This window comes from Kosakonia sp. SMBL-WEM22, assembly GCF_014490785.1.
Lineage (GTDB): Bacteria > Pseudomonadota > Gammaproteobacteria > Enterobacterales > Enterobacteriaceae > Kosakonia.
This window is the reverse complement of sequence record NZ_CP051488.1, coordinates 2139913-2161182: the sequence shown is the minus strand read 5'-3', so window position 1 is coordinate 2161182 and position 21270 is coordinate 2139913. Positions and strand designations below refer to the sequence as shown.

General features: G+C 53.3%; 24 protein-coding genes and 1 other annotated feature. Of the genes, 11 read left to right on the top strand and 13 right to left on the bottom strand.

From position 1 onward, the window contains the following. Nucleotides 1-7 precede the first annotated feature (7 nt). The 7 genes from pheS to fumD form a co-directional block, all read right to left on the bottom strand. Nucleotides 8-991 carry a phenylalanine--tRNA ligase subunit alpha gene (gene pheS, locus HF650_RS10275; protein WP_187802269.1) on the bottom strand — a complete coding sequence of 328 codons (984 nt, stop codon included), beginning with the start codon at nucleotides 989-991 and terminating at the stop codon, nucleotides 8-10. A 40-nt stretch (nucleotides 992-1031) separates the two neighbouring features. After that, nucleotides 1032-1156: a sequence feature (Phe leader region), on the bottom strand. Next, nucleotides 1107-1151 carry a pheST operon leader peptide PheM gene (pheM, locus tag HF650_RS10270; protein ID WP_001386830.1) on the bottom strand — a complete coding sequence of 15 codons (45 nt, stop codon included), beginning with the start codon at nucleotides 1149-1151 and terminating at the stop codon, nucleotides 1107-1109. (Overlaps the previous feature by 45 nt.) Before the next feature lie 119 nt (nucleotides 1157-1275). Continuing rightward, a complete protein-coding gene (rplT, locus tag HF650_RS10265) occupies nucleotides 1276-1632 on the bottom strand; it encodes a 50S ribosomal protein L20 (RefSeq protein WP_007374646.1) in 357 nt (118 codons plus the stop codon). A gap of 45 nt (nucleotides 1633-1677) precedes the next feature. Then, nucleotides 1678-1875: a 50S ribosomal protein L35 gene (rpmI, locus tag HF650_RS10260; protein ID WP_001124225.1), complete on the bottom strand. Its 198-nt coding sequence runs from the start codon at nucleotides 1873-1875 to the stop codon at nucleotides 1678-1680. Nucleotides 1876-1967: 92 nt separating this feature from the next. After that, entirely contained in the window at nucleotides 1968-2510 is a 543-nt protein-coding gene (gene infC, locus HF650_RS10255; RefSeq protein WP_187802654.1) for a translation initiation factor IF-3, read from the bottom strand. 3 nt (nucleotides 2511-2513) lie between these two features. Next, on the bottom strand, nucleotides 2514-4442 hold the full coding sequence (gene thrS / locus HF650_RS10250; protein WP_187802268.1) for a threonine--tRNA ligase: 1929 nt from the start codon (nucleotides 4440-4442) through the stop codon (nucleotides 2514-2516). 541 nt (nucleotides 4443-4983) lie between these two features. After that, the gene (fumD, locus tag HF650_RS10245) at nucleotides 4984-5196 is read right to left on the bottom strand and encodes a fumarate hydratase FumD (protein WP_187802267.1); all 213 of its coding nucleotides are present in this window, start codon (nucleotides 5194-5196) and stop codon (nucleotides 4984-4986) included. A 234-nt stretch (nucleotides 5197-5430) separates the two neighbouring features. Here fumD and HF650_RS10240 point away from each other — a divergent pair, with 234 nt between their 5' ends. Next, nucleotides 5431-6876, top strand: a complete 1446-nt coding sequence (locus HF650_RS10240; RefSeq protein WP_187802266.1) for a flagellin — start codon at nucleotides 5431-5433, stop codon at nucleotides 6874-6876. 161 nt (nucleotides 6877-7037) lie between these two features. Here the strand turns inward: HF650_RS10240 and HF650_RS10235 are convergent, their stop codons facing one another. Continuing rightward, on the bottom strand, nucleotides 7038-7241 hold the full coding sequence (locus HF650_RS10235) for a hypothetical protein (protein ID WP_187802265.1): 204 nt from the start codon (nucleotides 7239-7241) through the stop codon (nucleotides 7038-7040). A gap of 245 nt (nucleotides 7242-7486) precedes the next feature. Next, nucleotides 7487-8242, bottom strand: coding sequence for a YdiY family protein (locus tag HF650_RS10230; protein WP_187802264.1), 756 nt, complete (start codon nucleotides 8240-8242; stop codon nucleotides 7487-7489). Between the two features lie 286 nt (nucleotides 8243-8528). On the opposite strand from HF650_RS10230, the gene pfkB reads away from it, so the two are divergent. From pfkB to HF650_RS10215, 3 genes are all read left to right on the top strand, one after another. Next, the gene (gene pfkB, locus HF650_RS10225; protein ID WP_187802263.1) at nucleotides 8529-9461 is read left to right on the top strand and encodes a 6-phosphofructokinase II; all 933 of its coding nucleotides are present in this window, start codon (nucleotides 8529-8531) and stop codon (nucleotides 9459-9461) included. A 92-nt stretch (nucleotides 9462-9553) separates the two neighbouring features. Then, nucleotides 9554-9844, top strand: a complete 291-nt coding sequence (ghoS, locus tag HF650_RS10220; RefSeq protein ID WP_187802262.1) for a type V toxin-antitoxin system endoribonuclease antitoxin GhoS — start codon at nucleotides 9554-9556, stop codon at nucleotides 9842-9844. A 105-nt stretch (nucleotides 9845-9949) separates the two neighbouring features. Continuing rightward, nucleotides 9950-10810 carry a fructosamine kinase family protein gene (locus tag HF650_RS10215; protein ID WP_187802261.1) on the top strand — a complete coding sequence of 287 codons (861 nt, stop codon included), beginning with the start codon at nucleotides 9950-9952 and terminating at the stop codon, nucleotides 10808-10810. Nucleotides 10811-10860: 50 nt separating this feature from the next. Here HF650_RS10215 and HF650_RS10210 read toward each other — a convergent pair whose 3' ends face one another. Then, complete coding sequence (locus HF650_RS10210; RefSeq protein WP_187802260.1) at nucleotides 10861-11397, bottom strand: YniB family protein; 537 nt, start codon at nucleotides 11395-11397, stop codon at nucleotides 10861-10863. A gap of 145 nt (nucleotides 11398-11542) precedes the next feature. Between HF650_RS10210 and hxpB the strand changes: the two genes are divergently transcribed. The 4 genes from hxpB to HF650_RS10190 all read left to right on the top strand — a co-directional run bounded on the left by hxpB (nucleotide 11543) and on the right by HF650_RS10190 (nucleotide 15326). Then, entirely contained in the window at nucleotides 11543-12211 is a 669-nt protein-coding gene (hxpB, locus tag HF650_RS10205; protein ID WP_187802259.1) for a hexitol phosphatase HxpB, read from the top strand. 146 nt (nucleotides 12212-12357) lie between these two features. After that, nucleotides 12358-13119: a 2-dehydro-3-deoxy-D-gluconate 5-dehydrogenase KduD gene (kduD, locus tag HF650_RS10200; RefSeq protein WP_187802258.1), complete on the top strand. Its 762-nt coding sequence runs from the start codon at nucleotides 12358-12360 to the stop codon at nucleotides 13117-13119. A 96-nt stretch (nucleotides 13120-13215) separates the two neighbouring features. Then, nucleotides 13216-13806 (top strand): metal-dependent hydrolase, encoded by a 591-nt coding sequence (locus HF650_RS10195; RefSeq protein WP_187802257.1) that lies wholly within the window; start codon nucleotides 13216-13218, stop codon nucleotides 13804-13806. Between the two features lie 128 nt (nucleotides 13807-13934). Beyond that, nucleotides 13935-15326 (top strand): L-cystine transporter, encoded by a 1392-nt coding sequence (locus HF650_RS10190; RefSeq protein WP_187802256.1) that lies wholly within the window; start codon nucleotides 13935-13937, stop codon nucleotides 15324-15326. A 45-nt stretch (nucleotides 15327-15371) separates the two neighbouring features. Here the strand turns inward: HF650_RS10190 and cedA are convergent, their stop codons facing one another. Next, entirely contained in the window at nucleotides 15372-15611 is a 240-nt protein-coding gene (cedA, locus tag HF650_RS10185) for a cell division activator CedA (RefSeq protein WP_187802653.1), read from the bottom strand. A 209-nt stretch (nucleotides 15612-15820) separates the two neighbouring features. Between cedA and katE the strand changes: the two genes are divergently transcribed. Next, complete coding sequence (katE, locus tag HF650_RS10180; protein ID WP_187802255.1) at nucleotides 15821-18079, top strand: catalase HPII; 2259 nt, start codon at nucleotides 15821-15823, stop codon at nucleotides 18077-18079. Nucleotides 18080-18138: 59 nt separating this feature from the next. Here katE and osmE read toward each other — a convergent pair whose 3' ends face one another. Then, the gene (gene osmE / locus HF650_RS10175; RefSeq protein WP_187802254.1) at nucleotides 18139-18507 is read right to left on the bottom strand and encodes an osmotically-inducible lipoprotein OsmE; all 369 of its coding nucleotides are present in this window, start codon (nucleotides 18505-18507) and stop codon (nucleotides 18139-18141) included. A gap of 252 nt (nucleotides 18508-18759) precedes the next feature. On the opposite strand from osmE, the gene nadE reads away from it, so the two are divergent. Both nadE and cho read left to right on the top strand, forming a co-directional pair. Continuing rightward, the gene (nadE, locus tag HF650_RS10170) at nucleotides 18760-19590 is read left to right on the top strand and encodes an ammonia-dependent NAD(+) synthetase (protein ID WP_187802652.1); all 831 of its coding nucleotides are present in this window, start codon (nucleotides 18760-18762) and stop codon (nucleotides 19588-19590) included. 163 nt (nucleotides 19591-19753) lie between these two features. Then, nucleotides 19754-20617: an excinuclease Cho gene (cho, locus tag HF650_RS10165; RefSeq protein ID WP_187802253.1), complete on the top strand. Its 864-nt coding sequence runs from the start codon at nucleotides 19754-19756 to the stop codon at nucleotides 20615-20617. Here the strand turns inward: cho and ves are convergent. Continuing rightward, nucleotides 20614-21168, bottom strand: coding sequence for an environmental stress-induced protein Ves (gene ves / locus HF650_RS10160; RefSeq protein ID WP_187802651.1), 555 nt, complete (start codon nucleotides 21166-21168; stop codon nucleotides 20614-20616). The two genes, cho and ves, sit on opposite strands and share 4 nt — an antisense overlap. Nucleotides 21169-21270 lie beyond the last annotated feature (102 nt).

Genomic DNA, 21270 nt, shown 5'->3' with positions numbered 1-21270 from the left:
CCTGCCCTTATTTAAACTGTTTGAGGAAACGCAAATCGTTTTCGAAGAATGCGCGCAGATCTGTCACACCGTAGCGCAGCATGGTGAGACGCTCCATCCCCATGCCAAACGCGAAGCCAGAGTAAATTTCCGGGTCGATGCCAACGTTACGCAGCACATTCGGGTGGACCATGCCGCAGCCCAGCACTTCCAGCCATTTACCGTTTTTACCCATCACATCCACTTCGGCAGAGGGTTCGGTGAACGGGAAGTAGGAGGGACGGAAGCGGATTTGCAGATCCTCCTCAAAGAAGTTACGCAGGAAATCATGCAACGTTCCTTTCAGATTGGTAAAGCTGATGTTTTTATCGACGATCAACCCTTCCATCTGATGGAACATCGGGGTGTGGGTCTGATCGTAGTCGTTACGGTAGACGCGGCCCGGGGCAATAATGCGGATCGGCGGCTGCTGGTGCTCCATGGTGCGGATCTGCACGCCAGAGGTCTGGGTGCGCAACAGACGCGTGGCGTCGAACCAGAAGGTGTCGTGATCGGCACGCGCCGGGTGGTGACCCGGAATGTTCAGCGCGTCGAAGTTGTGATAATCGTCTTCAATTTCCGGCCCGGTGGCGACGGTAAAGCCCAACTCGCCAAAGAAGCTCTCGATACGATCGATGGTACGGGTCACCGGATGGAGACCGCCATTTTCGATACGACGACCTGGTAGAGAGACATCGATGGTCTCTGCGGCGAGGCGGGCATTCAGCGCGGCGCTTTCGAGATCGTTTTTGCGCGCGTTCAGCGCTTGCTGAACCTGCTCTTTCGCTTCATTGATTACCGCTCCGGCGGCCGGGCGCTCTTCTGCCGGCAGCTCACGCAGGGTGGTCATCTGAAGGGTCAGATGACCTTTCTTACCCAAATATTCGACGCGTACGTTGTCCAGCGCGGCGACATCTGAGGCATCGTTAATGGCTGCCTTCGCACTGGCAACCAGCTCTGCGAGATGTGACATGGTTTTCCTCGTTATATGACGATATTTACACGCGGCAGATACAAAAAAAGCCTCCACAAGGGAGGCTTTCTGGCGCTGTTTTCCGTTTCTTCTTTCACGCGCAAGCCCCCTGAGTTCAGGTGCTAAAGTAAAAAAAGAAGCGGAAAATAGCAGCATTCATGCTTGCATTACCTTAGTCGGCTACGTGGCGACGATGGGCTATTGAAAACGCATCATGGCAAAAAGTCAATGTATTGATATGGTTAAAGCAAAAGAGGGAGCCAGGCTCCCTCTCTTAAACCGGCTTACGCCAGAGCTGCTTTCGCTTTTTCAACCAGGGCAGAGAATGCCACTTTGTCGAACACGGCGATATCAGCCAGGATCTTACGGTCAATTTCAACAGAGGCTTTTTTCAGGCCGTTGATGAATTTGCTGTAAGAAATACCGTTCTGACGTGCTGCTGCGTTGATACGTGCAATCCACAGTTGACGGAACTGACGCTTTTTCTGACGACGGTCACGATAAGCGTACTGACCAGCTTTGATAACAGCCTGGAAGGCAACACGGTAAACGCGTGAACGCGCGCCGTAGTAGCCTTTAGCTTGTTTCAAAATTTTCTTATGACGTGCACGTGCAATCACACCACGTTTTACGCGAGCCATATGCTCTCCTGTATATTCTAATTAAAAAGTTAAAAGGTTAACGACTTATGCGTACGGCAGGCACGCGATGACCAGGCCCAGATCGCCTTTAGAAACCATGGCTTTCGGACGCAGGTGACGTTTACGCTTGGTAGCTTTTTTGGTCAGAATATGACGCAGGTTAGCGTGCTTGTGCTTAAAACCACCTTTACCGGTTTTTTTGAAGCGCTTAGCAGCACCGCGTACGGTCTTGATCTTTGGCATTTTTCAATTTCCACTTCGCATTGTTAATAAACGAAACAAAGGCGAACCAAACCCGCGAGCACGAGGCCCACAGGTTTAATTACTTGATGGCCTTACTGTTTCTTCTTAGGAGCAAGCACCATAATCATCTGGCGGCCTTCGATCTTCGTAGGGAAGGATTCGACAACTGCCAGTTCATTCAGATCTTCTTTCACGCGGTTAAGCACTTCCATACCGATCTGTTGGTGGGCCATCTCACGACCGCGGAAACGCAGCGTGATCTTGGCCTTATCGCCCTCTTCAAGAAAGCGAATCAGGCTGCGGAGTTTTACCTGATAGTCGCCTTCATCTGTACCAGGTCGGAACTTGATTTCCTTGACCTGAATAACTTTTTGCTTCTTCTTCTGTTCCTTAGAAGATTTACTCTTTTCATAGAGGAACTTGCCGTAATCCATTATACGGCAAACGGGCGGCTCGGCGTTAGGGCTAATTTCGACTAAATCAACCCCGGCTTCTTCAGCTTTTTCCAGAGCTTCTCGCAGACTCACAATACCAAGCTGCTCGCCTTCCAGACCAGTTAAGCGAACTTCCAGGGCGCGGATCTCGCCATTAATACGATTGGGACGCGCCGTTTGAACTCGTTTTCCGCCTTTAATACCTTATTCCTCCAGTTGTTTAAGACTGCGGCTGCGAATCTCTTGTTGCAGCTTCTCGATAACTTCATTTACGTCAAGGCTACCCAGGTCTTTACCGCGACGGGTACGCACAGCAACTTTGCCGGCTTCAACCTCTTTGTCACCACAAACAAGCATATAAGGGACACGACGTAAAGTGTGCTCGCGGATTTTAAAGCCTATCTTCTCGTTTCTCAAGTCTGCTTTTACACGAATGCCTGCATTTTGCAGTTTCTCGGTCAATTCGTTGACATATTCAGACTGTGAATCAGTAATGTTCATGACTACAACCTGCACCGGCGCAAGCCAGGTTGGGAAGAAGCCAGCGAACTCTTCAGTCAGGATGCCGATAAAGCGCTCCAGTGACCCAAGAATTGCGCGGTGAATCATAACTGGAACCTGACGCTCGTTGCTTTCGCCCACATAAGAGGCGTTCAGACGAGCCGGCAGGGAGAAGTCCAGCTGTACCGTTCCGCACTGCCATGCACGATCGAGGCAGTCATAAAGGGTAAATTCAATTTTCGGACCGTAGAATGCGCCTTCACCCAGCTGATATTCAAATGGGATATTGTTCTCTTCCAGCGCAACTGCCAGATCCGCCTCAGCACGATCCCACATCTCGTCGCTACCGATACGTTTCTCAGGACGGGTGGAGAGTTTGACGACGATCTTTTCGAAGCCAAACGTGCTGTACATATCGTAGACCATACGGATGCAGGCGTTCACTTCATCGCGAACCTGCTCTTCCGTACAGAAAATGTGCGCGTCGTCTTGCGTAAAGCCGCGCACGCGCATCAGACCGTGTAACGCGCCCGATGGTTCATTACGGTGGCAGCTACCGAACTCCGCCATACGCAGCGGCAGGTCGCGGTAGGATTTCAACCCCTGGTTGAAAATCTGCACATGTCCCGGGCAGTTCATCGGCTTGATGCAGTACTCACGATTCTCCGAAGAGGTCGTAAACATAGCATCTTTGTAGTTGTCCCAGTGGCCGGTTTTTTCCCACAGCACACGGTCCATCATGAACGGGCCTTTCACTTCCTGGTACTGATACGCTTTTAGCTTAGAGCGTACAAACGTTTCCAGTTCGCGGAAAATGGTCCAGCCGTCGTTATGCCAGAAGACCATGCCCGGCGCTTCTTCCTGCATATGGTAGAGGTCAAGCTGCTTGCCAATTTTACGGTGATCGCGTTTCGCCGCCTCTTCCAGACGCAGCAGATAAGCGTTAAGCGCTTTTTTATCGGCCCATGCGGTGCCGTAAATACGCTGCAACATCTTATTGTTGCTGTCGCCGCGCCAGTACGCGCCCGCCGTTTTCATCAATTTGAAATGATGGCAGAAACGCATATTCGGTACGTGCGGCCCACGGCACATATCGATGTATTCTTCATGATGATATAAGCCAGGCTTGTCATCATGGGCAATGTTCTCATCAAGAATGGAGACTTTATAATTTTCGCCGCGTGCGACAAACGTTTCACGCGCTTCCTGCCAGCTCACTTTCTTCTTGATTACGTCGTAGTTGGACTCGGCGAGCTCGTGCATACGTTTTTCGAGCGCGTCGATATCTTCCTGAGTCAGGGTATGGTCAAGATCAACGTCATAATAGAAGCCGTTGTCGATAACCGGGCCAATCGCCATTTTGGTGTGCGGCCACAGCTGCTTAATCGCATGGCCTAACAGGTGCGCACAAGAGTGACGGATAATCTCCAGGCCCTCTTCATCTTTTGCAGTGATGATAGCAAGGTTTGCATCACTTTCGATGATGTCCAAAGCATCAACCAGTTCACCATTAACGCGCCCGGCGATGCAGGCTTTTGCCAGGCCAGGGCCAATATCAAGTGCGACATCCAGGGGGCTTACGGCGTGGTCATAATGGCGTTGGCTGCCATCAGGAAGCGTAATTACAGGCATTTCATTTCCTTAATTTGCAGTGGTGCGCCACACGAAAGAGCACATGCAAAATGAGATTTCAAAAAATATAACAGCCGCTTAGGTAAGTTTTCTCGCTTCACTCTGCGGAATATGTATCGGGCGATGATCGCCGCGCTTTACTCTTACTCGCTGCCGTTAAGTACCCGACAATAGTACACATTTGCACTGAGTGTTAAAAGGGCTAGTGTGACGGGGATCATTTTTGCGCCCTTTTCCGTCTCTGTAAGTGGTGGTCAACTCACTACGGTAAGGAAGGTATTGTCTGATTTTGCTTTGCCATCTTGACACAACAGGGGTGGAAGCATTCTAGTTGGCTCCCCATTAACTCCCTAAGCCACTGATAAATCATGGTAATAGTACACTTCTTAGTCATTATTTTGTTGATTGCTATTGTTATTTTTGCCTTCTATAAACACAGCAAAGTGAAAAACTCACAAACTCTTCCACTTTCCCCAAGAAAACGACGCTAAGTCTTTTGCTTCTCCCGGGGCGCAGCCAGGCGTACCGGGAGCCGCCAGGCTCAGGCATTAAATCCAAGCGCTCGAATCACCTCTTCCATCGCCGTTTCTGTCAGCGCAGTACGTTTAATTCTCTGATTAGCCAGCATAGTTCTTACCACGCCCGCAATAACAATATGCTTTGGTTCCTGGCCAAGGTCGCGCATCTCAAGCACAACTTTTCCTACTACCCGGCACATTTCATCGTATAACGCCTGATCATTAAGCTTACCCATATCGCTCTTTTACCCCCTTTTTTCATTAGCAAGCCTTGAGTGAAACGCAACCATCATGCCTGCCCGTTGTCGCTAAGTGTGCCACAACTCTGCCAATGGGAAGTGAAATTGTAAAAGAACTTGTTTTTTATACAGTTGCGTAAAGTTAAATTTCCTTATCGATTTACCTTAAAGAAACTGAGTAGGGTTGCCGATAAATAGAGCATTCGTGGTTTGAATGATATAGCGACGGTAATGCAAGCAATCAATTACAATCAGCTGACGGGACTGAACCTGACGGTTCGAAAAGCAACCTCCTCGACTCTGCAGGAGTCGATCGAGCGTTTATCGTCAGGCTTGCGCATTAATGGTGCCAAAGATGACGCGGCAGGCCAGGCTATCTCCAATCGTATGCGTTCAAACAGTAATGCTGACACCGTGGTTTCCCGCGGGCTTGATGACGCCATCAGCATGGCGCAGACCGCTGAAGGCGGCCTGAATACCATTAGTGAACGGCTAATTCGAGCCAAAAGCCTGGCCATCCAGGCCGGCAACAGCACGCTTTCCGAAAGTGACAGACAAAGCATACAGAATGAGTATCAAAGCATTCTGGATACCATCCAGTCGGTTTCCGAAGGCACAGAGATTTTTGGCTCTTACCCGCTGGCAACGGACTCGCCTGAACTTCCGCCCGTGCTTATTGGCGATGTTCCGCCGCTGAATACGAAATTTCCCGTAAGCGGTACGGACTATTCGTTTAGCTCAGGAATCGTCTCGCTGGCTTATATCCCGGCAGGCGCGAAGAATATCGCCATCACCATTGATTCACTAGGTCTGGATGATGACATCCAGCTCTTTACGCGTGACGGTAAACATCTCTCTGGCACGCCAATTAACGGTAGTGACCCGGATTATACCTGGAAAAGCCGCGGTATCACGGATTCTGCTAAGGCAACCAGCCGCGTATTGACCACAGCGAACGGCTTCGAGAGTGGTGCAACCTACGATGACTCTAAGCTGATAGAGGGAGGATCATCGTGGGCATTAAACGGAAGCGCGACGCTCTCCTATAACGGTATGACCATCAAATATAGCGGTGATGGCGATCGCTACGAGTCCGCCGCGGCCTACAATGACGGCAGTAATGGCTCGAACCGTCTTGAGCGATTAACGATCGATAATGTCACCGAAGATCTCGTCGTCATGGTCGTAGGTAGCGGCTCCTTTACCAGCAACCTGACGTGGGGCGAGCTGCCCAAACCGACCATTACGCCGCAGGTACCGCCCAAGCAGAGCAGGCCATGGGAAGTGGTCACCAGCGCCACTGTCGGGGGTGAGATAGAATCAACGACCATTCCGACTACGCCTGCGGATATTAAATCCCTTGGATTAACCGGTACTGACCTGCTGTCAGAGAGAACCGCAGGCCTGGCGATGGGCAAACTCGATCAAGCGCTGGAGAAAGTGAGCGGTTATCGTGCGCAATATGGCGCATATATTAATCGTTTTGAATCGAACAAGTCTGTCCTTGCCCAGCAGAATATCGCCACACAGGCGGCGAGAAGCCGAATAGAAGATGCGGATTACGCGCAGGAGGCCAGCAAAATGGCTAAAGCGCAGCTCTTACAGCAGGGCCAGGATGCCGTACTGAAAGTGGCTAACCAGACGGCGGAGAATATTCTTTCGCTTCTGCGCAGTTGAGGTAGTGGAATTTAACGCAAGAAGGTAAGCGTTATTAGCGCACCTTTTGCAAATAACCTGACAGAATTAACTTATTATCACTATTTCTCTTACCAAATTTAAAAACCGGTACCACGTTATCCGGTTTTTAAATTAAGCAGATGAAACAACAGGGAAAGTCTTTATTCCCATTCACCGGCCACCAGCGTATGCGCATTAAATGCAGCATCGTTAGACCCTTTTACACCATGCGTCCCGGGAATCATGTTTGAGCCCGCTTCGATGGTCGTAATACGATTGGTGGATTGTACAGACTGAGCCGCGAAAGCGCTGAAAGAGAGCGCAGAAATAACCAGCGCGGCGGCGGTTGTTGTGATTGTTTTCATGATCGAATTCTCTTGCTTAACTAGATTTAACTGGCCGGGCAGCAGCCTGCCCACAGCAAGAATTGTAGATCTGGATCACATTTTTTCCCAGTCAATTTATTTAGCCGTTCGTGTCAAATAAACTGAATATGTTTCCTGGCGGAGAATTGTGGAGAGAAAGTGCAGGAGATAATGTAAATAGAAATGGCCAGCGAAGAGTGCACTTAAGGTAAATAAAAACGGGCCGGATAATCCGGCCCGTCCAATTAAATTGAATACCCTAAGGTAATCGACGTTCTGCGATCGGTGTGCTCCGGTGCCGATGATGGCGGCTCAGAGTTCCAGGTCACGTTATAGGCAACCTTCAACGCGAAGTGGGAGTTGATCGCCACATTCAGCGCGGTTTCGGAGTTGACGGTGGTATCATCCGCACCAAACACCGAAACGCCCTGAGTGAACTTCGCATTGTCTGAGAACTGCCATGCGTAAGTGCCAGAGGCATAGCCCAGCGCCGTCGTTTTAGTGTCGCCGTTAGTGTACTTGTCATAACGTACACCCGGACCGAATTCCAGACGGAAGCTGTGAACCGGACCATTCAGGAATTGACGACCGTAACCAGCAGTAACAATGTCACGGTCACGATAACCGTTGTAGCGATCGGTCAACCAGCTCGCCTGACCGAACAGATAGTCGTAGTCAGTCATGTTATAACGGCTACGACCGCCAACAGCATACTTCTCGGAAGAACGTTCGTCGTTAGACGAGGTATTACTGGCGTTGCCCCACAGGGACCAGGCCGTAGAATCGCCATACCATGTCAGGGTTGAGTCAGCCGTCAAAGAGGAACTCTTTGTGTTACCAGACTGACCGAGATAGCCACCGTTAATATTACCTTCAAACGGTTTTTTCGCGGAGGCGGGGTCATCCATGACAGTAAAAACGGTATCATCTGCGACAGCATTCATCGACGCAAGCACGCCCGCGGCCATAACCAGCGCGGGTACTGTCTTAAAAAGCTTCATTTTTTTTAAATCCGTACAGTAAATGAGACCAACACGGTCCCGGAAACTTTCTTATGGATCAATGACCAACGGTCCGCAGAAAGGTAACAAATTATAAAAAGACCGCTTAAACATATCAATGAAATCTTATTTGATTTTTTGAATAAGAGAGATCTCAGAATAATTGTTATGGATTCCGAAATATCACCATAAAAATAATATCGTATTTAAAATCATACTGTTATTTACTTTCCCTTCCCCGTAAATGGTGCCAGGCTTACTGCACGCTACGTAACAGGAGGTCAATATGGTATCGATTTATACGCTGACGCTCGCACCATCTCTCGACAGTGCGACAATAACGCCGCAAATGTATCCGGAAGGAAAACTCCGTTGCACCTCACCGGTATTTGAACCGGGCGGCGGCGGCATTAATGTTGCCCGCGCCATTGCCCACCTCGGCGGAAAAGCCACCGCGATTTTTCCTGCGGGCGGTGCGACCGGCGAACACCTCACTGCTCTGCTCGCTGATGAGCATGTCCCGACCCTCAGCGTGCAGACTGCCGACTGGACGCGACAGAACCTGCATGTCCACGTTGAAGCGAGCGGCGAGCAGTATCGCTTTGTAATGCCCGGTGCAACATTGAGTGAAGATGAGTTCCGCCAGATTGAAGAGCGAGTGCTGACAATCGAGAGTGGCGCGATTCTGGTCATCAGCGGCAGCCTGCCACCGGGTGTTCAGCTCGAGAAACTGACGCAATTGATTACTGTCGCACAAAAACAGGGGATCCGCTGCATCATCGACAGTTCAGGCGACGCGCTGGCCGCTGCGCTGGAGATTGGCAATATCGAACTGGTCAAACCCAACCAGAAAGAGCTGAGCGCGCTGGTGGGCCGACCGCTCAACCAACCTCATGATGTGCTGCGCGCGGCGCAGGAGATCATTACCAGTGGCAAAGCGCGTCGCGTGGTGGTCTCGCTTGGGCCGCAAGGGGCTTTGGGGGTAGACCAGCAGGGCCATGTACAGGTTGTGCCGCCGCCGATGAAAAGCCAGAGCACCGTTGGCGCGGGCGACAGCATGGTCGGCGCCATGACCCTTAAGCTTGCCGAGGATGCTCCGCTCGATGATATGGTGCGCTTCGGTGTCGCAGCAGGTAGCGCGGCCACCATCAATCAGGGCACCCGTCTGTGCGCCCGCGAGGATACGCAGAAGATCTACGACTATCTACGCGGTGCTTAAGCGCTTTAATGCAGCAAGAGCCTCCGGCAATGGTCGACAAATGTTCGTCGCCGACTATGCTAAAAAAATTTGCAATTACAATGAGGTGAGATATGAGCAACGATGGCATTACCCGCTACGTCGTCACGGTGAAATTTCACGATGAGACGCTAACAGATATCAACGAGTTGAATAACCACTTTACACGCGCGGGCTTTCTTATCACCATGGCGGACGAAGATGGCAAGGTCCACGATCTCGGCACTAACACTTTCGGCCTGGTTAGCGCTTTAAACGAGCAGGAAGTTCATGAGCTTGCCAGCGGCCTGGCAGAGAGTGCCGTTGGTCAAAAAACCGATGTTAAGATTTCCACCTGGGAAAACTGGCAGCACCAAGAGCAATAAGTGCCATCCTGCGCCGCGCGTGCGTCTGGTGTGCGTTAAGTCGAATTTTTTCATAGCTTTAGTGCGCTAACCTAATGATCTGGCTGATTACATGGGAGAAATATCATGTGGCAAGCGATAAGTGGTCTGTTAAGCGAGCAACTGGGTGAAGGCGAAATTGAACAACGCGATGAGCTACCGGGCGGCGAAATTCACGCTGCATGGCGCATACGTTACGCAGGACGCGACTGTTTCGTTAAGTGCGATGAACGCGCCCTGCTTCCCATTTTCACAGCCGAAGCCGATCAGCTGGCCCTGCTGGCGCGCAGCAATACGGTAAAAGTTCCTGAGGTGTGGGCGGTTGGTAGCGACCGCGACTACAGCTTTCTGGTGATGGAATATCTTCCCGCACGCCCGCTCGATGTGCATAGCGCTTTTTTATTGGGCCAGCAGCTTGCGCATCTGCACCAGTGGAGCGATCAGCCGCAGTTTGGTCTCGACTTCGATAACGATCTCTCCACGACTCCCCAACCCAACGCCTGGCAGCGCCGTTGGTCCACCTTTTTTGCCGAGCAGCGTATTGGCTGGCAGCTTGAACTGGCGGCGGAAAAAGGGCTGCAGTTTGGCAATATCGATGCGATTGTTGAGCATGTTCAGCAGCGGTTAGCGGGCCACCAGCCGCAGGCCTCTTTACTGCATGGCGATCTCTGGTCCGCCAACTGCGCGCTCGGCCCGGATGGCCCCTATATTTACGATCCCGCCTGCTACTGGGGCGACAGAGAGTGCGATCTGGCGATGCTGCCGCTGCATCCGGATCAGCCGCCGCAGATCTACGACGGTTATCAGTCCATCTCCCCGCTCCCGCCCGATTTCCTCGACCGCCAACCGATTTACCAGCTTTATACGCTCTTCAACCGCGCCATTCTCTTCGGCGGTGAACATCTGATGAATGCACAGAAAGCGCTGGATCGGGTATTGGCTGCGTAAAAGCGAAAGGCTAAGAAGCCCGATCGCGAATGCTATCGGGCGCTGTTGTCTTAAAGGAAACCGAGCAGCTTAAAGAAGAAGTACCCTGCCACAATGATAATAGTTGGCAGCACATAGAGCGGGAAAATTTGCAGGAAAATGGTGTGGTTTGGCACGTTGATGCGCGCTTCGATCTGCTCGCGGGTAAGCCCCTCTTCGCCTTTGGCTTTTTCGAGGATTAGCTGATTTTCCACCCCTTCGCGCACAAAGCGTGCTTGGCGGCTCATGCGCGCACCGGAGGCCTGTAAGGCCAGGCCAACAAAGATTAACGCGAAGATAATCCAGAAAAGAACGTTTAGGCCCTGCTGAAAATGGGGCGTCGGCGAGTTGTACCAGAAGAGATTGAGGAATGGTGTATTAAACCGCATCATCTCAATCATCACATGGGCGAAATCGAGCATCACGGCGTTAATACCGGGCTGTTTATCACTATGCTCATACATAAACTTCAGGATCGAAATAACGGTCGAAATAACGGCCGGAATAAAAATCACCCAACCCAGAACGCGTTTTAGTACGGCGATGCGTCCAGCTTGTTGATACGTCATGGATTCCCCTTGTTGTTGACGCACTGTTTGTGCCTTAGTCTACCTGCTGATAACTATTTTCGCCTGATTTTTAAAGACGCCAGGGTGAACGCATTGCCATACTCACTACCTTCACCCTGTTTATTTCACTAACCGGAGAGGTGTTATGTCTGCCCCGCGCCAAACAGTTGCAGCAATTTTTGATATGGATGGTTTATTAATTGACTCAGAACCGCTGTGGGATCGCGCCGAACTTGACGTGATCTCAAGCCTTGGCGTCGATACTTCACGCCGGGGTGAACTGCCTGACACGCTGGGCCTGCGCATCGATATGGTGGTTGATTTATGGTATGCGCAACAGCCGTGGAGCGGCCCTTCCCGCCAGCAGGTCACCGCTCACATCATTGAGCGCGCTATTGCGCTGGTGGAAGCAGAGCGTCCGCTGCTGCCGGGCGTTCGCGAAGCGCTGGCGCTTTGCAAAGCGAACGGCCTGCGTGTCGGGCTGGCCTCTGCATCGCCGCTGCATATGCTAGAGAAAGTGCTGGCGATGTTCGATCTGCGCGACAGCTTTGATGCACTGGCCTCCGCCGAGAGCCTGCCTTACAGCAAACCGCATCCGCAGGTTTATCTTGATTGCGCGGCGAAACTCGGTGTCGATCCTTTAGCCTGCGTGGCGCTGGAGGATTCCGTTAACGGCATGATTGCCAGTAAAGCAGCGCGCATGCGTTCTATTGTGGTACCCGATGATGAGCATCGCAGCGATCCACGTTATGTGCTGGCGAATGTCAAACTCGACAGCTTGCAGCAGCTCACTGCCGCTCACCTGCTGGGTTAATTACACGCAGGAGCAGCGCAAAGCTGCTCCTGTGTCACAGAAATATTGAAACAACATTTCATTTGTTTGTATTTTGCGCTCCCGCCTTCTATTCTAATCCGCAGGCATTGACGCCCGTCACGACATGACATTACGCCGGAGTAGATATGATACTGGATGCTTTTAAGCTAACGGGTAAGGTGGCTCTTGTAACCGGATGCGATACCGGGCTGGGCCAGGGAATGACAGTGGGTCTGGCGGAAGCAGGCTGCGATATTGTCGGCGTTAACCGCAAAATCCCCCATGAAACGGCGGAACGCGTTGAGGCGCTCGGTCGCCGTTTTCATGCGATTCAGGCCGACCTGCGCGACCAGCAGCAGTTAACGTCGATTGTCGACGAAGCGGTGGAAAAGATGGGGCACCTTGATATTCTCATCAATAACGCCGGAACGATCCGCCGTTGTGACGCCATCAATTTCAGTGAAAAGGATTGGGATGAGGTAATGGATCTCAACCTGAAGTCACTCTTCTTCCTCTCGCAGGCCGTCGCCCGACAATTTATCGCTCAGGGCAGCGGCGGCAAAATTATCAATATCGCCTCGATGCTCTCATGGCAGGGCGGTATCCGCGTTCCTTCCTACACAGCCTCGAAAAGTGGCGTGATGGGGCTGACCCGCCTGCTGGCAAATGAGTGGGCGAAGCACAATATCAACGTCAACGCGATTGCCCCCGGCTATATGGCAACTAACAATACCCGGCAGCTGCGAGAAGATGCTGAACGCAACAAGGAGATCCTCGATCGTATTCCCGCTGGCCGCTGGGGCACGCCGGAGGATTTACAGGGCGCGGCGGTTTTTCTCGCCTCACCGGCTGCCGACTACGTGAATGGTTACACCCTGGCGGTCGATGGCGGCTGGCTGGCGCGTTAAATAACGAGTTTGTGACAAAGAGTTACACCGTCACCTCTTCCGCCTACTGTACAAACATCCTATACTGTATGCATCGACAGTTTAGCGAGTTTGATCATGACGGCGGAAGGACACCTGCTTTTCTCCATAGCCTGCGCGGTGTTTACCAAGAATGCCGAATTGACGCCCGTGCTTGCGCAGGGCGACTGGTGGCATATTGTGCCTTCAGCGATTCTCACCTGCCTGCTGCCGGATATCGATCACCCAAAGTCCTTCCTCGGCCAGCGGCTAAAGTGGATCTCTAAACCCGTCGCGCGCGCCTTTGGTCATCGCGGATTTACCCATAGCCTGCTGGCAGTTTTCCTCGCGCTTACCCTTTTTGCCTTAAAGGTGCCAGACAGCTGGATCCTGCCGGCAGACGCGTTGCAGGGTATGGTTGTTGGCTACCTCAGCCATATTGTTGCAGATATGCTCACGCCCGCCGGCGTGCCGCTACTGTGGCCCTGCCGCTGGCGCTTTCGCCTGCCGATTCTGGCTTCCCAAAAAGGCAACCAGCTGGAGCGCGTGCTCTGTATGGCGTTACTCACCTATGCGGTATGGATGCCGCAAACCCTGCCCGAAAATGGTGCAATCCGCTGGTCATCTGAAGCGATAAATATTCTGCAAAACGAGTTCAATCGCTTTATTGATCGCCAGTCTGCGCGATAAATGATCGATTTCGAACACTTCGCTATAAAGCATTCCATTTGGATATAAGGCTCGTTCGACACTTCTGCTAACCTTGCGCCACAGGATGACCTCGATGTCATCAATATAATGAAATCAGGAGAACGGGGATGAATTTTCCATTAATCGCGAACGTTGTCGTGTTCGCCGCACTGCTGCTTTTGCTGGCGCAGGCGCGCCACAAACAGTGGAGCCTGGCAAAAAAAGTACTGGTTGGTCTCGGGCTTGGCGTGGCGTTCGGCCTCGCACTGCAGGCCATTTACGGTGCCGATAACCCGGTGCTGAAAGAGTCAATCCAGTGGTTTAGCGTCGTCGGTAACGGCTACGTACAGCTGCTGCAAATGATCGTTATGCCGCTGGTTTTCGCCTCAATCCTCAGCGCCGTTGCGCGTCTGCACAATGCGTCTCAGTTGGGCAAAATCAGTTTCTTAACCATCGGTACGCTGCTCTTCACCACGCTTATCGCCGCGCTGGTGGGTGTACTGGTGACCAATCTGTTTGGTCTTACCGCTGAAGGGCTGGTACAGGGCAGCGCGGAAACTGCGCGTCTGAACGCCATTCAGAGCAACTACGTGGGCAAACTGGCCGATCTGACCGTGCCGCAGCTGCTGCTGTCGTTCGTGCCGAAAAACCCGTTTGCCGATCTGACTGGGGCAAGTCCGACCTCGATCATCAGCATCGTTATCTTTGCCGCATTCCTCGGCGTGGCCGCGCTGAAGCTGCTGAAAGATGATGCGCCGAAGGGCCAGCGTGTGCTGACCGCTATCGATACGTTGCAGAGCTGGGTGATGAAGCTGGTACGCCTGGTGATGCAGCTGACGCCTTACGGCGTGCTGGCGCTGATGACCAAAGTGGTCGCTGGCTCCAATATCCACGACATTATCAAGCTGGGCAGCTTCGTTATCGCCTCTTACCTCGGCCTCGCCATTATGTTCGTGGTACATGGCGTTCTGCTGGGCGTGAATGGCGTAAGCCCACTGAAGTTCTTCCGTAAAGTGTGGCCGGTGCTGACCTTTGCCTTTACCAGCCGCTCCAGCGCCGCTTCTATTCCGCTGAATGTGGAAGCGCAGACCCGTCGCCTTGGCGTACCGGAATCGATCGCCAGCTTCTCTGCCTCCTTTGGCGCGACCATTGGGCAGAATGGCTGTGCGGGTCTGTATCCGGCGATGCTGGCGGTAATGGTTGCGCCGACGGTCGGCATCAATCCGCTGGATCCCATGTGGATCGCAACACTGGTCGGTATTGTTACCATCAGTTCCGCCGGTGTGGCAGGCGTGGGCGGCGGTGCCACTTTCGCAGCGCTGATTGTGCTGCCGGCGCTCGGCCTTCCCGTTACGCTGGTTGCGCTGCTGATCTCCGTTGAACCGCTGATCGATATGGGGCGTACCGCGCTGAACGTTAGCGGTTCGATGACCGCCGGGACGCTGACCAGCCAGTGGCTGAAGCAGACGGATAAAACCATTCTGGATAGCGAAGAGCACGCCGAACTGGCGCATCGCTAAGCTAACCTTCTGAAACATAAACGCCTGCACACTGCAGGCGTTTTTTTACTCCTCGATCTCGTCTTCCTGACGCATCTGCGTCGCCCAGCGCTGTGCCGCATCCGGGGTGGTGAAGGTTGGCGAGCGGCGAAAATGCTCGCCCATCAACACAAACGCGACATACTTCCCACGCAGCCTCCAGACATCACGATAACCGTCGACCTTAGACGCGTGGTCGGGTGGCGCCGGTTCGACGCGCGGAACATAGCTGATAATGACTCGGTTCTGTTGACGAAGCGTTTTCATAAGCGATGCATTCACTAAAGACAAATTTCACACACACGAAAGCCAATGATAGCCGATTGTCACCCCGCGCGTCGCGCCCGGCGTGAGCTTCCGTGCGCCTTTTCAAGGTCAGGCCGGTAAACGGGCGTGACCGGGACATTGTTCTATAGTTAGAAGGGTTAATGGCAATAACCTGCCTTTTTAGTCATGGATAACAGGAGACGAGTTCAATGTCGCAGCATGAGAAAGAGACACAACCTTCCCGCGCCCCGGTTGATGATGAAAACGAAGCCCGCCCGGGACTGGATTCCCTCGCACCATCCGATAACTCCCACCGCCCTTCGCCAAAACCGACCGCACCCGGCGAAGAGCCTACCGCACCTGGCAGCCTGAAATCACCCGACACTGCCAATGAGAAATTGAATGCGCTGGAGACCTTCCGCAAGGGCGGCGAGAACGCGGCGCTGACCACCAACCAGGGCGTACGTATCAGCGACGATCAGAACTCGTTGCGCGCAGGCTCGCGCGGCCCGACGCTGCTGGAAGATTTTATTCTGCGCGAGAAGATCACCCATTTTGACCATGAGCGCATTCCGGAGCGTATCGTGCATGCGCGCGGCTCGGCAGCACACGGCTACTTCCAGCCCTACCGCAGCCTGCAAGATGTCACCAAAGCTGACTTCCTCTCCGACCCGGAGAAGATCACCCCGGTGTTTGTGCGCTTCTCCACCGTGCAGGGCGGTGCCGGTTCAGCCGATACCGTGCGTGACATTCGCGGTTTCGCCACCAAGTTCTACACCGAAGAGGGTATCTTCGACCTGGTCGGCAACAACACGCCCATCTTCTTTTTACAGGATGCACATAAATTTCCCGATTTTGTCCATGCGGTAAAACCGGAGCCGCACTGGGCGATCCCACAGGGACAGAGCGCGCACGACACTTTTTGGGACTATGTCTCTCTGCAGCCGGAAACCCTGCATAACGTGATGTGGGCGATGTCCGATCGCGGTATTCCGCGCAGCTATCGCACCATGGAAGGTTTTGGTATTCACACCTTCCGACTAATTAACGCTGAAGGGAAAGCGACCTTTGTGCGTTTCCACTGGAAACCGCTGGCGGGTAAAGCCTCGCTGGTGTGGGACGAGTCGCAGAAGCTGACCGGGCGCGATCCCGACTTCCACCGACGTGAGCTGTGGGAAGCGATTGAAGCGGGCGACTACCCGGAATATGAACTGGGGCTGCAGCTGATCCCGGAAGAGGATGAGTTCAAGTTTGATTTCGATCTGCTCGACCCGACCAAACTGATCCCGGAGGCGCTGGTGCCGGTGCAGCGGGTCGGCAAAATGGTGCTCAACCGCAACCCGGATAACTTCTTTGCCGAAAACGAACAGGTGGCCTTCCATCCGGGCCATATTGTGCCGGGGCTGGATTTCACCAACGACCCGCTGTTGCAGGGGCGCCTCTTCTCCTATACCGATACACAGATCAGCCGTCTCGGCGGGCCAAACTTCCACGAAATTCCGATTAACCGCCCAACCTGCCCGTATCACAACTTCCAGCGTGACGGCATGCACCGGATGGATATTGACACCAATCCGGCCAACTATGAGCCAAACTCCATCAACGACAACTGGCCGCGCGAAACGCCGCCGGGGCCGAAACGTGGTGGATTTGAGAGCTATCAGGAGCGCGTTGAAGGGCATAAAGTGCGCGAGCGCAGCCCCTCATTTGGCGAGTATTACGCCCATCCGCGTCTCTTCTGGCTGAGCCAGACGCCGTTTGAACAACGCCATATCGTTGATGCCTTTAGCTTTGAGCTAAGCAAAGTGGCGCGCCCCTACATTCGTGAGCGCGTGGTCGACCTGCTGGCGCATATTGATCTCAACCTGGCGCGGTCTGTCGCGGAAAATCTGGGCATCACCCTGACGGAAGAGCAGTGCAACATCACGCCGCCGCCGGCGGTTAACGGCGTGGAGAAAGATCCCTCCCTTAGCCTGTATGCCATTCCGGATGGCGACGTGAAAGGTCGTGTGGTGGCGGTGTTGCTGCATGATAATGTACGCGCGCAGGATGTGCTGACACTGTTACAGGGGCTGAAGAATAAAGGCGTGCATGCCAAACTGCTCTACTCGCGTATGGGTGAAGTGGTGGCCGATGACGGCTCCCGTTTGCCCGTGGCGGCAACCTTTGCCGGCTCGCCTTCTCTGACGGTAGATGGCGTTTTTGTTCCGGGTGGCGATGTCACTACGCTGTTACAAAATGGGGACGCGAAATATTACCTGCTGGAGGCCTATAAGCACCTTAAGACCATTGCGCTTGCCGGTGACGCCCGCCAGTTTAAAGGGGTGATACATGTCAACCCGCAGGGTGAAGAGGGCATTATCGAAGGTGATATCGCCTCAAGCGAGCTGGTGGAGGATTTTATCGAACAGCTCGCAGCGCACCGCGTCTGGTCACGTATCAGCAAGATCGATAACGTGCCGGCGTAAAGCATAAAAAAACCGGCCAGTTGGCCGGTTTTTTATGTGCTCAGGCAAAGGCAAAAAAATTACTGCAGAGGTTTTTTCTGCTGTGACTGCTGCTGCGGTGCCTGCGGATCGGTGTCGTATTCGGCACAGGTCTGGTAACCCGAGTTCAGCACGTGACCGGTGTCATCCAGTGCGACGAAGTAGGTTTCAGTTTTGCCGTTACGCTGACCCAGGATATAGGTCTGGCAGGTACCACGAGCGTGAACCATGCTCACTTCTGAAGAAGGACGGCCTGCGATCTGCATTACCTGCTGGCGGCTCATCCCTTTTTTCACATCTTTAACGACCGGCTGACTAACCTGATCTTTCGCGCGATCGTAAGCGGTACAACCTGCCAGCATAGTCAGTACTGCTGCGGCGCCCAGAATTCCTGCGATATTCTTATTCATATTCCATCCTCTTTAGTATCCGCTTCTGTATCAGCGTGTTAACTAAGCCTGGAATATAATATTAGTTTTTTCAACTTGAGACAGAAAATGATATATCTTTCAGAAAAATCTAATAAAAGTGCGTAAACGGCCTGAATCGGCGTAAATATCCGCACGCAAAACTGTGAACCTTGTCGTTTTCTCACTAAGGGGTTAGCTTTAATGAATAACTATTTGCAACCTGCACAGCAGGATTCAACAACGGAGGGGTTAATGGCTCTGCAACAAGAGATTATTCAGGCACTGGGCGTCAAGCCAACTATCAATGCCGAAGAAGAAGTTCGCCGCAGCGTGGATTTTCTGAAAACGTATCTGAAAACCTATCCCTTTATTAAGTCGCTGGTGCTTGGCATTAGCGGTGGTCAGGACTCGACGCTGGCGGGAAAAATCTCCCAGTTAGCCATCTCCGAGCTGCGTGAAGAGAGCGGCGACAGCGAGTTACAGTTTATCGCCGTGCGTCTGCCCTATGGCGCGCAGGCAGATGAACAGGATTGCCAGGACGCGATTGCCTTTATCAAACCTGACCGCGTTCTGACCGTGAATATCAAAGCGTCGGTGCTGGCAAGCGAGCAGGCACTGCGCGATACCGGCATTGAGCTGAGCGACTTTGTGCGTGGGAATGAGAAAGCGCGCGAGCGTATGAAAGCGCAGTACAGCATCGCCGGGATGTGCAAAGGGATCGTTGTCGGAACCGATCATGCCGCCGAAGCGGTCACCGGGTTCTACACCAAGTATGGCGATGGCGGCACCGATATTAACCCGCTCTTCCGCCTCAATAAGCGTCAGGGCAAACAGCTGCTGGCACACCTGGGCTGCCCCGAGCATCTCTATAAGAAAGCGCCGACTGCCGATCTGGAAGATGATCGCCCTTCTCTGCCGGATGAAGCGGCGCTCGGCGTCACCTACGAGAATATCGACGACTATCTGGAAGGCAAAAAGCTGGATGAAGCGACCGCCCGCATTATTGAGGGCTGGTATGTGAAGACCGAGCACAAGCGCCGTCCGCCCATCACTATTTTCGATGATTTCTGGAAAAAGCAGTAAACCGTGACGCCCACTCAGGCCTACAGATACGCTGTAGGCCTGATAAGCGAAGCGGTGACATCTCCCGCCTTCCCTCCGCACTTACCAGTTCTTTCCAAATGTTTCTTTTTTAACCTGAAGCACCCTGCTACACTGTACAAGTAACCAGTATCAGGAGTTCCGTGTGGCAAGGCGTCAATCGGCCCCGCGTCTTTCATTTGAGGCGGCGGCAATCTATGAATATCCAGAGCATTTGCGTCAGTGGCTTGAGGCGATGCCTAAGCACCCTGGCGTCTATATTTTTCATGGCGACAGCGAGGCGATGCCGCTCTACATCGGCAAAAGCGTCAATATTCGCAGCCGGGTAATGTCCCATTTCCGTACCCCGGATGAAGCCTCGATGCTGCGCCAGTCCCGGCGCGTCAGCTGGATCTGCACCGCCGGTGAGATTGGCGCGCTGCTGCTGGAAGCCAGGCTGATTAAAGAGCAGCAGCCGCTGTTTAATAAACGCCTGCGCCGTAATCGCCAGCTCTGCTCGCTGCGCGTGGAGGATGGGAAACCGCAGGTGGTCTACGCCCGCGAAGTAGACTTCTCCTCATCGCCGCATCTTTTTGGCCTGTTTGCCAACCGGCGCACAGCGCTGCAGGCGCTGCAATCTATCGCCGATGAAGAGAAGCTCTGTTACGGCCTGCTGGGTCTTGAACCGCTCAGCCGCGGCCGCCCCTGCTTTCGCTCGGCGTTAAAACGCTGCGCTGGTGCCTGCTGCGGAAAAGAGAGCGTGGAAGAGCACAACAGCCGTTTTCTCGCCGCGATGGCGCGCATGCAGCTGGTGTGCTGGCCGTGGCAGGGGCCGATCGGCTTAAAAGAGAGCTTTGGCGAGATGACGCAGTACCACATCATCCATAACTGGCTCTGGCTGGGTTCGGTCAACACGCCAGGCGAGGCGGCAGCCTTGCTACGCACACCCGCCGGGTTCGATCACGATGGCTATAAAATTCTCTGTAAACCGCTGCTGTCGGGCGAGCACGAGATCGTTGAGCTGGCTTAATGCCCGGCCAGCCACGTGATCTCGCTAAAGAGTAATTGCCCTTCGGCGCGCAGCAGCCGCAGGGTCTGCCTCCCCTCCTGCCAGCAGGCGCCCTGATCGGCGGTGAGCAGTTTATCGCCCAACTGCCATGCGCCGCTCAGCACAAAGACCACACCGCCGCGCGAACCGAAGGTGGTGAAGGTACGATCGGCAATTCGCACGTTCGCCTGGCAGCGATCGCGACGGGTCATAATATTAAAATCCATCGACATACGGCCTTCGCAAAGTTCAGCCTTGACCGGCTGATCCCCTGCGAAGGTAAAAGGCTGGTGGCGTTTTAAGGTATGCCGCACACTGCCACCGTTGAGCGTCACTTCCCCGCCTTCAATCAGCGTTATGACGCGATCAACGCCCGGAAAAGGTGAAAATTCGCCATTCCCAGCCAGCGAGGCAATGCTGGCGCGCCAGTTAAATTCGCGGGTTGCGGGGGGAAAGCAGCATATTTCCCGCGTTTCGCCTGCACCATTTCGCCAGAGATTGACTGGCATTTTGCGAATATCAAAGAATTCCATCATCACTCCTGAATAGCACAGCGATAGGCTGCGCCGCTGCTTCTGCGAGCAGCGTGCATTCTTGTTTTCGTTCACATTGCTATAAACAGGTTATCGGCAGCC

Coding starts and splice junctions, on each gene's coding strand:
- pheS (WP_187802269.1), bottom strand. CDS start 991: ATGTCACATCTCGCAGAGCTGGTTGCCAGTGCGAAGGCAGCCATTAAC.
- rplT (WP_007374646.1), bottom strand. CDS start 1,632: ATGGCTCGCGTAAAACGTGGTGTGATTGCACGTGCACGTCATAAGAAA.
- rpmI (WP_001124225.1), bottom strand. CDS start 1,875: ATGCCAAAGATCAAGACCGTACGCGGTGCTGCTAAGCGCTTCAAAAAA.
- thrS (WP_187802268.1), bottom strand. CDS start 4,442: ATGCCTGTAATTACGCTTCCTGATGGCAGCCAACGCCATTATGACCAC.
- fumD (WP_187802267.1), bottom strand. CDS start 5,196: ATGGGTAAGCTTAATGATCAGGCGTTATACGATGAAATGTGCCGGGTA.
- HF650_RS10240 (WP_187802266.1), top strand. CDS start 5,431: ATGCAAGCAATCAATTACAATCAGCTGACGGGACTGAACCTGACGGTT.
- HF650_RS10235 (WP_187802265.1), bottom strand. CDS start 7,241: ATGAAAACAATCACAACAACCGCCGCCGCGCTGGTTATTTCTGCGCTC.
- HF650_RS10230 (WP_187802264.1), bottom strand. CDS start 8,242: ATGAAGCTTTTTAAGACAGTACCCGCGCTGGTTATGGCCGCGGGCGTG.
- pfkB (WP_187802263.1), top strand. CDS start 8,529: ATGGTATCGATTTATACGCTGACGCTCGCACCATCTCTCGACAGTGCG.
- ghoS (WP_187802262.1), top strand. CDS start 9,554: ATGAGCAACGATGGCATTACCCGCTACGTCGTCACGGTGAAATTTCAC.
- HF650_RS10215 (WP_187802261.1), top strand. CDS start 9,950: ATGTGGCAAGCGATAAGTGGTCTGTTAAGCGAGCAACTGGGTGAAGGC.
- HF650_RS10210 (WP_187802260.1), bottom strand. CDS start 11,397: ATGACGTATCAACAAGCTGGACGCATCGCCGTACTAAAACGCGTTCTG.
- hxpB (WP_187802259.1), top strand. CDS start 11,543: ATGTCTGCCCCGCGCCAAACAGTTGCAGCAATTTTTGATATGGATGGT.
- kduD (WP_187802258.1), top strand. CDS start 12,358: ATGATACTGGATGCTTTTAAGCTAACGGGTAAGGTGGCTCTTGTAACC.
- HF650_RS10195 (WP_187802257.1), top strand. CDS start 13,216: ATGACGGCGGAAGGACACCTGCTTTTCTCCATAGCCTGCGCGGTGTTT.
- HF650_RS10190 (WP_187802256.1), top strand. CDS start 13,935: ATGAATTTTCCATTAATCGCGAACGTTGTCGTGTTCGCCGCACTGCTG.
- cedA (WP_187802653.1), bottom strand. CDS start 15,611: ATGAAAACGCTTCGTCAACAGAACCGAGTCATTATCAGCTATGTTCCG.
- katE (WP_187802255.1), top strand. CDS start 15,821: ATGTCGCAGCATGAGAAAGAGACACAACCTTCCCGCGCCCCGGTTGAT.
- osmE (WP_187802254.1), bottom strand. CDS start 18,507: ATGAATAAGAATATCGCAGGAATTCTGGGCGCCGCAGCAGTACTGACT.
- nadE (WP_187802652.1), top strand. CDS start 18,760: ATGGCTCTGCAACAAGAGATTATTCAGGCACTGGGCGTCAAGCCAACT.
- ves (WP_187802651.1), bottom strand. CDS start 21,168: ATGGAATTCTTTGATATTCGCAAAATGCCAGTCAATCTCTGGCGAAAT.